The following is a 13,734-nucleotide window of genomic DNA, read 5'->3' on the forward strand; positions in this document are numbered from 1 at the left end:
AAACAGACTTAATTCACCATGAGACACAGGAATGCAACGCGATTACGCATTTTGCATACGCTCAATGTTCAGCTCGAACGCAGCCAATTCTCTTGCTACTTTGCCGATATCGCCCGCACCTTGCGTCAGCACCAGGTCACCATCTTGTAGGACATTGGCTAAAACTGACGGTAAGGTCTTGCTATCTGGCACAAAAATCGGATCCAGCTTGCCTCGGCTGCGAATGGTACGGCACAGCGAGCGGCCATCAGCACCGGCAATGGGCTTCTCACCCGCCGAATACACATCCAACATCAGCAACACATCCACTTGCTCCAGAACGTTCGCAAAGTCATCGTACAGATCACGAGTTCGCGTATAACGGTGTGGTTGGAAGATCATGACCAACCGTTTGTCCGCCCAGCCATTGCGCGCGGCGGCAATGGTCACGCCCACTTCGGTTGGGTGGTGGCCGTAATCGTCGACCAGCATCACGTCGCCATTGCCGGTGTCAAACTCGCCCAGATGATCGAAACGACGTCCCGTGCCTTGCGTATTCGCCATCGCACGCAAAATGACGTCATCGTGAATGTCATCTTCGGTGGCAACCGCAATGGCCGCCGACGCATTGAGCGCATTATGGCGCCCCGGAATGTTCAAGGTGATATCGAGATTCGCGCGCCCTTGGCGTACGACCGTAAATTTACCTTGTTGCCCTTCCTGACGATAATTCTCGATGCGAACATCGGCATCTTCAGAGAAACCGTAGGTGATCACGTGGCGGCTGATACGCGGAATGAGTTCACGCACCACCGGATCGTCAACGCACAAAATCGCCTGACCATAAAAAGGCAGATTATGTAGAAAATCGACAAATGTCTGTTTCAGCGTTTCAAAATCACCGCCGTAGGTGTCCATGTGATCCGCTTCGATGTTCGTGACAATCGTCGCCATCGGTTGAAGGTGCAAAAACGACGCATCGCTTTCATCGGCTTCGGCAATCAAAATGCGGCTCGAGCCCAAACGCGCATTGGTGCCAGCGCTTTTCACCAAGCCACCATTAACAAATGTTGGATCTAAGCCTGCCTCAGAATAAATTTGGGTCACCAAGGCTGTCGTGGTGGTTTTACCGTGCGTCCCCGCAACAGCAATGCCGTGGCGAAAACGCATCAGTTCGGCCAGCATCTCTGCACGGCGCACCACCGGAATTCGTTTTTCACGCGCGGCTTTGATTTCTGGGTTCTCTTCGTTGATTGCGGTAGACACCACAACCACGCTCGCCTGCGCGACGTTTGATGCCGAGTGGCCGATATACACCGTCGCCCCTTTATCAGTTAGACGCTCGGTCACTGCATTCGACGCAATATCAGACCCGGTAATTTGGTAACCTTCGTTGAGTAACACTTCCGCGATCCCGCTCATGCCCGCCCCACCAATTCCGATGAAGTGAATGCATTTCACGCGGCGCATTTCCGGTACCACGGCGCGAATTTGTGCTAAATCTTGTGTGTGTTTGATCGTCATAAAGTGGTTCTCATTCTTGGTCGACACGGGACTGCGTGACGGAGACGATGGCATCCGCCACGACTTTATCCGCGTCCAGTTTGGCTGCATGGCGAGCTTTTCGCGCCATCTCCAGCAGAGCAGGTCTATCTAACTGCTTAATTGCAGCGGCCAATGTCTCTGCGGTCAGCTCAGGTTGTTCAATCATTAGGGCTGCGCCACACGCCACCAAATGGTCGGCATTGAGCGCTTGTTGACGATCTTTATGCATGAAAGGCACAAAGATCGCGGCCACGCCAGCGGCTGAAATTTCGGAAACCGTCAAGGCGCCAGAGCGGCAAACTAAGAGATCCGCCCAAGCATACGCCTGTGCGACATCATCGATGAATTCAGTCACCTCAGCCGTGTGCACACCCCGTTCCGCATAGGCTTGTTGAACGTCTTGTTGGTTATTTTTCCCAGCCTGATGACGCACTTGGTAACCGTCACCCAACAACGCCAACGTTGCCGGCACGGTTTGATTGAGAATCCGCGCGCCTTGGCTGCCACCCATCACCAGAATACGCAGCGGACCTGTGCGCTCCGCCATTCGAACATCCGGCTCCGGCAGCGCAACAACATCACCACGAACTGGATTTCCTACCACAGGGACGCCCGCAAACGCGCCGTCAAAAGCCTGAAAGACTTTGGTGGCAATTTTAGACAACCATTGGTTGGTCAGACCGGCCACCGCATTTTGCTCATGCAAAATCACCGGAATGCCGAGCGTCCACGCCGCGATCCCGCCCGGGCCACTGACATAGCCACCCATGCCCAATACTGCATCCGGTTGCCACGCTTTCATGTGGCGGCGTGCCTGTAAAATGGCATTCACGATTTGAAATGGCGCCTTCAACAGACGAGCAATGCCCTGACCACGCAGACCTTTTACCCGAATAAAATCGATCGCGATGCCATGTTTGGGCACCAGATCCGCTTCCATTCGATCCGCCGTTCCCAACCAGCGAATGTCCCAGCCTTGATGCTGCAACTGTTTTGCAACCGCTAAGCCGGGGAACACGTGACCGCCGGTTCCCCCAGCCATCACCATTAATCGTTTAGTTTTCTTCATTGGTTATTTCTTTTGTTCTGCGATTGTCTGCCATGCGGCATTCATGGTCGATGCGCAGCAGTATCGACACAGCCACCGACATAATGATTAAACTCGAACCACCGTAACTGATCAGCGGTAATGTCAGACCTTTGGTTGGCACCATCCCTGCGGCAGCGCCCACGTTGACCAAAGTCTGGAACGCAAACCAGATCCCGATGCCAAACGCCAGATAACCGCCAAACTGCTGATCGTGCTCAAACGCTTTCTTGCCTATCAGAATGGCTTTGAACACCAAGCTAAAAATCAGCATCAACACCAGTGTCACGCCAACAAAGCCAAGCTCTTCCGCCATCACGGCGAAAACAAAGTCTGTATGCGCTTCAGGCAGGTATTCCAGTTTTTGAATGGAATTGCCCAAGCCTTGACCAAACCATTCACCACGACCAAAGGCCATCAGCGATTGCGTGAGCTGGTAACCGCTGCCAAATGGGTCTTCCCACGGGTCGAGAAACGAGGTTACCCGGCGAATCCGGTAGGGTTCAGCGGCGATCAACGCCACCACCGCGAGAATACCGGCCACCATCAAGGCGAGAAACTGCGACAGCTTTGCCCCAGCGATAAACAGCATGCCAAATAGCGTCACCAGCATCACGATAACCGTCCCTAAGTCTGGCTGGCCAAGCAGCAAGACCGCCAGCGTACCAAACACCATGATCGGTTTGAGAAAGCCGCCAAAGAAGGTTTGTCGCACTTCATCGTGTTTGCGCACCAGATAGCCGGACATAAAGATAAACAGTGATAACTTGGCCACTTCCGCAGGCTGAAGGTTAAACAGACCGAGGGGAATCCAGCGCGAAGCACCGTTGACCGATTTACCCGCTAACAACACGATGATGAGCAATACAAAGGAGATCGCGAGCAACACGGAGCTGTATTGCATCCAGCGTTGCAGCGGCACTTGAAGCACCACCGCAGAGGTGATGAGCGCCAGCATCAAGAAGATCGCATGGCGGAACATAAAGTGAAACGGTTGGTCGGTGAGACGCGAGCTGATGGGAAACGAGGCCGAGGTCACCATCACCAAACCAATCAGCATCAACCCCAGCGCGATCCAGACCAACTGACGATCGAACAATGCGTCAGGCGACGCAGTGCGCAGCCAGCGGTTGAGTGCATGAAATGGTTTGGACAATAACAAAGTCGTTCCTTTTGTCTCTAGGCGTAGCGCTGAGCCAGCTCAGCGAACACGTCACCGCGTGCCATAAAGTTTTTAAATTGATCGAAGCTGGCACATGCGGGCGACAGCAGCACCATATCCCCCGCTTTCAATTGCGGACGAATCGAGGCAATGATGGCTTCCATGGTGTCAAAGCGTTGTGCAGAAGCATGCAGTGGCATGAATTGATCGCCATCGCGGCCAAAACAGCACAGCGTTAGCGGCAACGTCTCCAGCACTGGTTTTAGCGGCGTAAAGTCCGCCCCTTTGCCAACCCCGCCCACCAGCAGATACAAGGTGCCATTCAAGGTCAGGCCAGACAGCGCCGCCAATGTGCTCGCCACATTGGTTGCTTTCGAATCATTGACCCATTTGATACCCTGATTATCGGCAACCACCTGACAGCGATGTGTCAGTCCCGTGTAAGACTTCAATGCAGGCAACGCGTTTGTATAATTCACACCCGCCGCATCGAGTAAAGCCAGCACAGTCAGCACGTTAGCCACGTTGTGACGACCAACCAGACTCAGATCCGAGGTTGGCAGCACCACTTCGCCATTGGCGAGCAACACTTCCTTACCGTCGTGTTGCGCCGTGGTAAATTCGGCAGATTGCTCCAGACCAAAACGCACCGTGCGACCCGAGTAGGCATCCGGATAGGTTTGAGTATCGTCAGCGTTCACGACCGCCGTTTGTGCATGTTCAAAAATGCGCAGCTTAGCCTGGCGGTATCCTGCCATGCCGTCGTAACGGTCCATGTGATCTTCCGACAGATTGAGAAAAGCAGCTGCGGTGACCGCCAAAGATGAAGTGGTTTCCAATTGGAAGCTCGACAATTCGAGCACATACAGTTCCGCTGGCTGCGCCAGCAGATCCAGCGCAGGCACGCCGATATTCCCGCCCACAGCAGTCGCAATCCCCGCCGCATTGGCCATCACGCCAGTCAGGTCCGTCACGGTGCTTTTGCCGTTCGAACCGGTAATCGCAATCACGGGTTTATCCACGTGCCAAGCGAACAATTCAATGTCACCAACCACTGGAATGTTCGCCGCCAACGCCTGCTGAATTTCTGGCGTGGCGAGCGCAATGCCCGGGTTGGCTACAATTAAATCCGCCGCCAACAACCACGCAACGTTCCAACTGCCACTATGCAGTGCCACACCGGCTGGCAGTTGCTCTTGCCCCGGTGGCGCTTCGCGGGTGTCGATGACGCGAACGTTCACCGACGGATGATATTTTTGCAGATAATTAACGACAGAGAGCCCGGTGATACCGAGCCCCACGACCACTACATGCTGAATGCCTTGCCAACGGTCCATTTTATCTCTTTTCCACTCAACGGATTAACGCACTTTCAGCGTCGCTAAACCAATCAAAACCAAAACGATCGAGATGATCCAAAAACGCACGATCACGCGTGGTTCCGGCCAACCTTTCAATTCATAGTGATGGTGAATTGGCGCCATACGGAAGATGCGTTGACCACGCAGTTTGTATGAGCCCACCTGCAAAATCACCGACAGCGTTTCCATCACAAACACACCGCCCATGATCACCAAGACGAATTCCTGACGAACCAGCACCGCGATCGTACCCAGTGCGCCGCCCAGAGCCAATGAGCCGACATCGCCCATGAAAACTTGCGCTGGGTAGGTGTTAAACCATAGAAAACCAAGCCCTGCCCCGACAATCGCGGTACACACCACCACCAATTCAGAGGTATACGGAATATAAGGAATATGCAGATAGTTGGCGAAGTTGACGTTTCCGGTCGCCCAAGCAATCACACCAAACCCCGCAGCCACGAGCACGGTCGGCAAGATTGCCAAACCATCCAAACCATCCGTCAGGTTCACGGCGTTACTGGTACCGACGATCACAAAATAAGTCAGAATGATGTAGAACAAGCCTAACTGAGGCATCACATCTTTAAAGAAGGGGACCACCAACTGAGTGGCAGCGGTGTCGTGACCGTGCGCGTACAGTGCAAATGCCACCACCAATGCAATCGCTGACTGCCAGAAGTATTTCCAGCGCGCAATCAAACCATCGGTGTTTTTACGCACCACTTTACGATAATCATCAACAAAACCGACAGCGCCATACCCCATCAGCACGGCTAGCACCGCCCAGACATACGGGTTCGACAGATCCGTCCACAACAACACGGTGACGATAATCGAGGCCAGAATCATGATACCGCCCATCGTTGGGGTACCACGTTTACTGAAATGAGATTCCGGACCGTCGTTACGCACCACTTGACCAATCTGCAGCAATTGCAGACGCTTGATCAAACGCGGGCCCATCCACAATGACAAGCCCAGCGCCGTCAGAATGCTGACAATCGCTCGAAATGAAAGGTATTCGAACAAACGGAAAAACGAAAAATATGGCTGGAGTAACTCCGCAAGCCAAATAATCATGAGTATTTCTCCTTAAGAGCAGCGACAATCTTACTCATACCCGCACTGTTGGCGCCTTTGACGATCAGGACGTGAGTGTGATCGGGTTGTTGTTCTAGGTGCTGCTCGATAAACATAATCATGTCCTGATGGGACGCAAAATGACGGCCGTGACAGACATCGCTGATCACTTTCGCATCGTGGCCATATGTCAGAACATAGTCAAACTGGAATGGTGCAGCATGTTCACCGACTTGTTGGTGAAGTGCAAGGCTTTCCTCGCCCAACTCGGCCATATTGCCCAAAATTAGCCAACGGGTGGCAGAAAAACCGCCAAGCAAGTCCACCGCTGCTTTCATCGCAGGAACGCTGGCATTGTAGCTGTCATCGATCAAGGTAATGTGGTCGGTCAGCTCGGTCACATCCACGCGGCCTTTCACTTTCGACAGATGCGCTAAGCCGTGCTGAATATCCGCAAGCGTTGCGCCCATCTCGATCGCCAGCGCACTGGCAGCCAAAGCATTTCCCACATTGTGTTTGCCGATGATGCCCAGTTTTACGGCCACGTCACCGATTGGCGTCACCAACACAAAGCTGGCTTCTCCTGCTGCATTCAACACGATATCCCGTGGGTAAAAGTCAGCGCTGTGCTCTGTGACGGAAAAAGTTTTCACGCTTTTGTCAGCCAGCACCGATTGCCACAACGCGCCGCCCTGACTATCCAAATTCACTACCGCGGTGTTGCCTGCACTCAGCCCTTGGTAAATTTCGCCTTTCGCGCGTTTGACACCGTCAATCGATCCAAAACCTTCTAAGTGTGCAGCAGCGACGTTATTGACCAAAGCCACATCCGGTTTCACCAAACCCACTGTGTAAGCAATCTCGCCAATGTGATTGGCGCCGAGTTCAATCACGGCATAGTCATCTTGCGGCGTCGAACGCAGCAACGTCAGCGGCACACCGATGTCGTTGTTAAAGTTACCCGCGGTGAACAGGACCTGGCCTTTGGCCGATAAAATACTGGCAACCATCTCTTTTACGGTCGTCTTGCCGCAACTGCCCGTGATCGCCACGGTTGGCGTGTGGCACTGCTGATGCACCCAGCTCCCCAGTTGGCCCAACGCCGTTTTGGTATTACTCACCACCAGCTGAGGCACGTTGACGTCGAGCGCTCGTTCAACCAGCAACGCTTTGGCGCCCGCAGCCACCGCTTGCGCGGCAAATTCATGCGCGTCAAAACGCTCACCGACTAAAGCCACAAACAGCGCATCTTGTGCAATCGAGCGTGTGTCAGTCGACACTGCCGCAATGTCCGTATCTTCCCCGACTAATTGAGCATCCAAAACCGTCGTGAGCTGTGACAAAGAAAGACGAATCATGCTGATAGCTCCAATAAGGTTTGTGCGGATTCGCGATCCGAATAGTGAATCGTGTCGTGGGCCAAAACTTGATAATCTTCGTGGCCTTTACCGGCCAACAGAATGATGTCTTGTTCCCCGGCTTGCGACAGCGCCGTACGCAGCGCGTCAAAACGGTTGTGTTCCACATTCGCGTATTGCGGGGCTTTGAGTCCGGCCAGCATGTCATTGACAATCGCCTGCGGATCTTCGCTGCGTGGGTTGTCGTCAGTCAGGATCACGCGATCAGCAAAGGCTTCGGCAATCGCAGCCATCATCGGACGTTTCCCCGTATCACGATCCCCACCGCACCCAAAAATCGCCCACAGGTGACCTTGGCAATGCACACGCAAGGCGCGTAGCGCTTTTTCTAGCGCGTCTGGCGTATGGGCGTAATCGACCACCACTTTGGCTTTGCCGGGGGCCTGAAACAGTTCCATGCGACCTAACACCGGTTGAAGTTGCGGTGCCGCCGCTAATAAAGCATCGAGCTCAAAGCCCAGGCTCAGCAGCGTGGCCAGAGCCAGCATCAGGTTTGAGGCGTTGAATTCGCCGATCAGCGGCGCACGCAGTTGCCCTGCGCCCCAACTGCCATCGACATCAATCGTGATGCCACTTTCTGCGTAACTCACCTTCACCGCCCACAACGCTTGTTCAGCATTGGGCTTCGCTTTCAGTGATACGCCCACAGCATGCTGAAGTTGCTGCGCCCAGCGCGCGCCGACTTCATCGTCGACATTGATGATGGCTTGGCGCGTCTCATGCTCGGTAAACAGCGACAACTTTGCGTCCGCGTAGGCATCCATCGTGCCGTGATAATCCAAATGGTCACGGCTGAGGTTAGAAAATACGCCCGCATCAAACGGCACACATTTCACTCGCCCTTGCACCAAGCCGTGTGAAGAGACTTCCATGGCCGTATATTCCGCACCTTGCTGCGCGAGTTCAAACAGCGTCGACTGCACTTCAACTGCGTTGCCCGTGGTGTTGGCCGCAGGCTGCAAATGACTCAGAAAACCGTTGCCCGTGGTTCCCATCACCGCGGCGCGATGGCCCAGTAAATCAATCCATTGCGCGATCAGTTGAGAAATCGTGGTTTTGCCGTTGGTGCCTGTCACCGCAATCACATGATTGTGATGACCGCCATACAAGCGCCCAGCCAGCTCTGAAAGGTGTTTATCCAACTGTTCGAGGTACACAACCGGCACCGCATGGCGCTCTTCGACACTGCCATGGGGATGCTGTGAACACGCTTGCGCCAACACAAGATTGGCCCCTTGGGTGATGGCTTTATCGATGAATCGACGTCCATCGGTGGCGTGGCCGATAATCGCGACAAAGGTGTCGCCCGCTTGGATGTGGCGACTGTCGAGTTCCAGATGCGTCACGGTCAACGCTGCCAGTGACGGCGCACTGATGGTCAGCCATGGAGAGATAAGTTGTTGTAAAGCCTTGCTAGTGTTCATGGAGTTCTCACACTATGTTCTGCCCGCCGCGTGAACGGGCTTTGTTATTTTTGAAATCGGTTCTCGTCCGGTGCGATGTTCAGGATCTGCAGTGCCCCTTTCATGATTTCCGAGAACACTGGCCCTGCCACCGCACCGCCATAATAAGAGTCGCCTTGCGGTTCGTTGACCATCACCACCAGCGAAATGCGCGGATCGCTCACCGGCGCCACACCGGCGGTGTAGGCAAAATATTCATCACTGTAACCGCCCGCGACCGCCTTACGAGACGTCCCGGATTTCGCCGCAATGCGATAGCCCGGCACCGCGGCTTGCACGGCCGTGCCGCCCGGTTGGGTGACGGTTTCCAGCATATCCAACACTTTCTTCGCGTATTGCTCATCCACCACTTGGTGAGAGAGATCCTGTTGGTTGCTTTCAATCAGATGCACGGGTTGATATTTACCGAAGTTGCCCAACGTCGCGTAAGCATGCGCCAATTGAATCGGCGTGATCGACAAACCGTACCCAAAGGCCAACGTGGCAATTTCAAACTGCGACCAGCGGCGACGGTTCGGGAAAATCCCCGTCGTTTCACCCACCAAGTTCAGACCGGACACTTCCCCCAGACCAACTGAATTGTACATCCCCAGCATCGCTTCAAGCGGCATGCCCAGCGCCAAGTGCGCCACACCGACGTTACTCGATTTTTTCAGGATCATTTGGAGCGTGGCTTTGCCGACTCTCGAGGTATCTCGCACGCGGCTGCCACCAATACGCATGACGCCATCGCCGGTATCAATGATGGTATGCTCATCGGCCGTGCCATTGGCCAGTGCGGCCAAGACCACAAACGGTTTCACCGTCGACCCCGGTTCGAACGCATCGGTAATCACGCGGTTACGCATTTTGAAACTTTGCCAATCCGCGCGATTGTTTGGGTTATAGGATGGCGCATTCACCATCGCCAGCACGGCACCCGTTTTCACATCCAGCATCACCGCGGATGCGGATGTGGCACGATAATCCGCCATCGCCTGCTTCACCGCGCGAAACGCGATCGCTTGCAGGCGCTGATCAATCGTCAGTTGCAGCGGTTTACCTTCTTCGCGCTCTTCCAGCGAGATATTTTCCACCACGCGGCCGTAGCGGTCTTTACGAATAATGCTCTTGCCCGCTTCACCCGTCAGCCATTTATCGTAACTGCGCTCAACGCCTTCCAGGCCATGGCCGTCGATGCCGGTGACTCCGATCAAGTGCGCGCTGACTTCTCCCGCCGGATAATAGCGACGGGATTCTGATTTAAGCCCCACACCAGACAGCTTCAGCTCGCGAATGTATTTCGCCATCGCCGGACTAACCTGACGTTGCAGATAGATAAAGCGACGCGTGCGGTTGTCTTCCAGCTTGGTCATCATCTCTTGACGATCCAGATTCAGCACATCCGCCAGCGCGTACCAACGATCCTTTTCAACCAAACCGCCTTGTTTGAAAATCGTCGCCGGATCGGCCCAGACGGCTTCCACCGGCACACTCACCGCAAGCGCTTCGCCATTGCGATCCGAAATGATGCCGCGAGCCGATTGCAAGGTTTTGGCGCGAATGGAACGCATGTCCCCTTCACGAATGAGGTTATCGGGTTCAATGATTTGAATAAAGGCAAGGCGCCCAACCAGCAGCGCAAATGCCAGCAGGACAAATAGGATGATCAGATAGAAACGCCAGCGAATCAGCACCGGACTGTCTGGGCCGGCTGCTTTGACGCTCGCTTTAGGTTTGGCGGGAGTTTTCTCTTTGGCTTTCGCTGGCTTCTTCGTCATTTGAGTTCAATCACTACTTCTTTGTCAGCATCCGGACGTTTCATTTCGAGATCTTTGCGTGCTAAGTCTTGTACTCGACTGTGTTCCGCCAACGCCGTTTCTTCCAAAATCAAGTTACGCCACTCGTTGTCGAGGTGATCGCGATCTTGCAACGCCAGATCCTTTTGCGTGATCGATTGGCGCGTGTGGTGGGTGGTAAACACCACCCCCATCGCGGTCGCAAAGATCAACATCAGCATGACCAGCGGAATACGACCCACCGTGAGTAGGTCGAACGCTATCAGTTTGGCGAGATTAGGCTTGGTTTGAGACATAACAGCAATCGAGTTTCAGGCCACTCAGAGTTTTTCAGCAATGCGCAGCACGGAACTACGAGAACGTGGGTTCATCGCCACTTCATGCTCAGACGGTTTGATGGCTTTGCCGACCGTTTTCAGATCAGCGCTGCCCAGCGCGCGAATTTGTTCTTGCGTCAACGGAATGCCGTGAGGCACTTCTGGCCCTTTGCTCTCTTTACGCATGAAGCGCTTCACCATGCGATCTTCCAGCGAATGGAAGCTGATCACCGACAAACGGCCTTGCGGGGCCAAAATCGACGCAGCCCCTTTGAGCGCGGTATCGATCTCTTCTAATTCACTGTTGATGTAAATGCGAAAGGCTTGGAATGCGCGCGTCGCAGGGTGTTTTTTCTCTTTAAAGCTCTTTGGCGCCGCATCCGAGATCAGCTTCGCTAGCTGACTGGTGCGCGTCAGGGGTTCGTTTTCTTCATTCTCACGGTACGCCACAATGGCTTTGGCAATGCGGCGCGCATGTTTGTCTTCACCAAACTCGCGAATCACCCACGTGATGTCGTCCAGATCCGCCTGTGCCAACCAAGCCGACACCGGCATGCCCGAGGTCGGATCCATGCGCATGTCCAACGGGCCATCTTTCATAAAGCTGAAACCACGCTCGGCATCATCCAACTGCGGTGAAGACACACCGAGATCAAACAACACGCCATCGACTTTGCCAACCAATTCGTAACGCGCAGCGTATTCCGCAATCCCGGAAAACGGGCCATGAACGATGGTAAAACGCGGATCATCAATTTTCTGCGCTTCAGCAATCGCCTGCGGATCGCGGTCGATGCTGTACAAGCGGCCATTGGGGCCAAGCTGAGACAAGATAGTGCGGCTGTGTCCGCCACGACCAAAGGTGCCATCGATGTAAATCCCATCCGGCTTAATCGCCAGACCGTCGATCGATTCATGAAGTAGCACAGAAATATGTTGGAAAGATTCAGTCATAAGGGTCTCGTTCAGCACAAACGTCCGTCAGTTTGATTGTGTAGTGTACCGTTTTCCTACACGACTGCTACCCATAAAAACACTTACGGGACGTGACATTGCGCTAAGTTTAATGGTTTTACTATCGTCTAAGTCAATAAAAAGCAAAAAACCCATCATAACCGCGAAGTTATGATGGGTCTGAATAGGTGGAGCCGACATGTAAGCCGGGTTCTGTTCCGCTTGCGCGGTAGTAGCCATTCGTCTAGGCCAGCAATCGCTCACTGGCTCAAGCAACCTACCCGCCTCCTAACGCGAGCAACGCTATGTGGAGGCCTATTTGGTCTTGCTCCGGGTGGAGTTTACCTTGCTACGAACTGTTGCCAGTCGCACGGTGCGCTCTTACCGCACCCTTTCACCCTTACCTGATCCCTTGCGGGCCATCGGCGGTCTTCTCTCTGCTGCACTTGTCGTAGGCTTGCGCCCCCCAGGCGTTACCTGGCACCCTGCTCTACGGAGCCCGGACTTTCCTCCCCCTTATCAGTCTCCCTAACACAAGGTTAAGGGACGTCAATAAGGCAGCGACTACCCAGTCAACTCCAGGCGCGAATTCTATCGGCATCGCAGGTCACTGTCTAGGAAGAATCGTCCTCCACACCGATTTTCGACGCAACTGGTCAGAAGTTCATCAGTTAGCCGAGATTCTCCAATCCCCATTTGTAGAGCGCGTTCTTTTTCAGGTTGTAAATTTCTGCCGTCATCGCCGCCGCTTTCTTCAGTGGCAGTTCTTGGGTCAAAATACCAAGCGTGCGCAGCGCCTCTTCCGGCAACGTGTCTTCTGCACTGTCACGGTAGCCGTGAATCAGCAGGACCATCTCGCCGCGTTTGCGGTTTTCGTCAGCATCAATCCACTCAATCAGTTCGCCCAGCGGCATGCCCTGAATGGTTTCAAAGGTTTTGGTCAGCTCACGAGCCAGCACCACTTCACGCTCTGGCCCCAAGATGGCCAGCATATCCTGCAGCGATTCCGTAATGCGATGCGGCGATTCATAAAAAATACATGTGCGCTCAACTTTGGCGATTTCCATAAACTTGTCTTTGCGCCCTTTGCTTTTAGCGGGCAAAAAGCCTTCGAAACTAAAGCGATCGGACGGCAAACCAGAGGCACTCAATGCTGTGATCACCGCACACGCACCAGGAAGTGGCACAACTTTAACACCCGCTTGACGACATTGAGTGACTAAATGATAACCTGGATCACTAATGAGTGGTGTACCGGCATCCGATACCAACGCGATCGACTGTCCGGACAACAATTTCTCAACTAAGACTTGAGCTTTTTGCTGTTCATTGTGATCATGCAGAGCGAACGTCTTCGTTTGAATATTGAAGTGCGACAGCAGTTTGCCTGAATGGCGTGTATCTTCTGCGGCGATAACATCAACACTTGAAAGCACATCGAGGGCACGTTGGGTGATATCCCCTAAGTTGCCAATCGGAGTCGGAACAATGTACAAAGTTGGGACTTCGGCAGGCAAGGTTTTGTTATCTGTCATTTGTTTACCATCACTTCAACGATTAATATAGAGACAATTTTACACGGATTAA

At 53.7% G+C, this 13,734-nt stretch carries 11 protein-coding genes and 1 other RNA gene; all 12 read right to left on the reverse strand.

Annotation, left to right across the window (positions count from 1 at the left end; all coding sequences use genetic code 11):
* Positions 1–42 precede the first annotated feature (42 nt).
* The 12 genes from murC to rsmI all read right to left on the reverse strand — a co-directional run bounded on the left by murC (position 43) and on the right by rsmI (position 13,682).
* Positions 43–1,503, reverse strand: a complete 1,461-nt coding sequence (murC, locus tag ACF8PK_RS20050) for a UDP-N-acetylmuramate--L-alanine ligase (RefSeq protein ID WP_014205751.1) — start codon at positions 1,501–1,503, stop codon at positions 43–45.
* A gap of 10 nt (positions 1,504–1,513) precedes the next feature.
* On the reverse strand, positions 1,514–2,593 hold the full coding sequence (gene murG, locus ACF8PK_RS20055) for an undecaprenyldiphospho-muramoylpentapeptide beta-N-acetylglucosaminyltransferase (RefSeq protein WP_081454208.1): 1,080 nt from the start codon (positions 2,591–2,593) through the stop codon (positions 1,514–1,516).
* Positions 2,580–3,773, reverse strand: coding sequence for a cell division protein FtsW (ftsW, locus tag ACF8PK_RS20060; protein ID WP_004723763.1), 1,194 nt, complete (start codon positions 3,771–3,773; stop codon positions 2,580–2,582). The genes murG and ftsW overlap by 14 nt, the downstream gene beginning before the upstream one ends.
* Positions 3,774–3,790: 17 nt before the next feature.
* Positions 3,791–5,110, reverse strand: a complete 1,320-nt coding sequence (gene murD / locus ACF8PK_RS20065; protein WP_392443261.1) for a UDP-N-acetylmuramoyl-L-alanine--D-glutamate ligase — start codon at positions 5,108–5,110, stop codon at positions 3,791–3,793.
* A gap of 24 nt (positions 5,111–5,134) precedes the next feature.
* Entirely contained in the window at positions 5,135–6,217 is a 1,083-nt protein-coding gene (gene mraY, locus ACF8PK_RS20070; RefSeq protein ID WP_014205753.1) for a phospho-N-acetylmuramoyl-pentapeptide-transferase, read from the reverse strand.
* Positions 6,214–7,575 (reverse strand): UDP-N-acetylmuramoyl-tripeptide--D-alanyl-D-alanine ligase, encoded by a 1,362-nt coding sequence (murF, locus tag ACF8PK_RS20075; RefSeq protein WP_392443264.1) that lies wholly within the window; start codon positions 7,573–7,575, stop codon positions 6,214–6,216. The genes mraY and murF overlap by 4 nt, the downstream gene beginning before the upstream one ends.
* A complete protein-coding gene (murE, locus tag ACF8PK_RS20080; protein ID WP_392443267.1) occupies positions 7,572–9,059 on the reverse strand; it encodes a UDP-N-acetylmuramoyl-L-alanyl-D-glutamate--2,6-diaminopimelate ligase in 1,488 nt (495 codons plus the stop codon). Before murE ends, murF begins: the two co-directional genes overlap by 4 nt.
* 44 nt (positions 9,060–9,103) lie before the next feature.
* Positions 9,104–10,858: a peptidoglycan glycosyltransferase FtsI gene (locus tag ACF8PK_RS20085; RefSeq protein WP_004723775.1), complete on the reverse strand. Its 1,755-nt coding sequence runs from the start codon at positions 10,856–10,858 to the stop codon at positions 9,104–9,106.
* Complete coding sequence (gene ftsL / locus ACF8PK_RS20090) at positions 10,855–11,172, reverse strand: cell division protein FtsL (protein WP_004723777.1); 318 nt, start codon at positions 11,170–11,172, stop codon at positions 10,855–10,857. The genes ACF8PK_RS20085 and ftsL overlap by 4 nt, the downstream gene beginning before the upstream one ends.
* A 24-nt stretch (positions 11,173–11,196) precedes the next feature.
* The gene (gene rsmH, locus ACF8PK_RS20095; RefSeq protein WP_055465890.1) at positions 11,197–12,147 is read right to left on the reverse strand and encodes a 16S rRNA (cytosine(1402)-N(4))-methyltransferase RsmH; all 951 of its coding nucleotides are present in this window, start codon (positions 12,145–12,147) and stop codon (positions 11,197–11,199) included.
* A 186-nt stretch (positions 12,148–12,333) separates the two neighbouring features.
* Positions 12,334–12,727, reverse strand: an RNA gene (gene rnpB, locus ACF8PK_RS20100) — RNase P RNA component class A.
* Positions 12,728–12,818: 91 nt separating this feature from the next.
* Positions 12,819–13,682 (reverse strand): 16S rRNA (cytidine(1402)-2'-O)-methyltransferase, encoded by an 864-nt coding sequence (gene rsmI / locus ACF8PK_RS20105; protein WP_014205758.1) that lies wholly within the window; start codon positions 13,680–13,682, stop codon positions 12,819–12,821.
* Positions 13,683–13,734: the final 52 nt, after the last annotated feature.

Origin of the sequence: Vibrio sp. CJQ_6 (genome assembly GCF_043106745.1) — a bacterium.
Taxonomy (GTDB): domain Bacteria; phylum Pseudomonadota; class Gammaproteobacteria; order Enterobacterales; family Vibrionaceae; genus Vibrio; species Vibrio furnissii.

Bases quoted from the DNA above. Each gene is read 5' to 3' on its own strand.
- murC (WP_014205751.1), bottom strand. From the start codon at position 1,503: ATGACGATCAAACACACACAAGATTTAGCACAAATTCGCGCCGTGGTA.
- murG (WP_081454208.1), bottom strand. From the start codon at position 2,593: ATGAAGAAAACTAAACGATTAATGGTGATGGCTGGGGGAACCGGCGGT.
- murD (WP_392443261.1), bottom strand. From the start codon at position 5,110: ATGGACCGTTGGCAAGGCATTCAGCATGTAGTGGTCGTGGGGCTCGGT.
- mraY (WP_014205753.1), bottom strand. From the start codon at position 6,217: ATGATTATTTGGCTTGCGGAGTTACTCCAGCCATATTTTTCGTTTTTC.
- murF (WP_392443264.1), bottom strand. From the start codon at position 7,575: ATGATTCGTCTTTCTTTGTCACAGCTCACGACGGTTTTGGATGCTCAA.
- murE (WP_392443267.1), bottom strand. From the start codon at position 9,059: ATGAACACTAGCAAGGCTTTACAACAACTTATCTCTCCATGGCTGACC.
- ACF8PK_RS20085 (WP_004723775.1), bottom strand. From the start codon at position 10,858: ATGACGAAGAAGCCAGCGAAAGCCAAAGAGAAAACTCCCGCCAAACCT.
- ftsL (WP_004723777.1), bottom strand. From the start codon at position 11,172: ATGTCTCAAACCAAGCCTAATCTCGCCAAACTGATAGCGTTCGACCTA.
- rsmH (WP_055465890.1), bottom strand. From the start codon at position 12,147: ATGACTGAATCTTTCCAACATATTTCTGTGCTACTTCATGAATCGATC.
- rsmI (WP_014205758.1), bottom strand. From the start codon at position 13,682: ATGACAGATAACAAAACCTTGCCTGCCGAAGTCCCAACTTTGTACATT.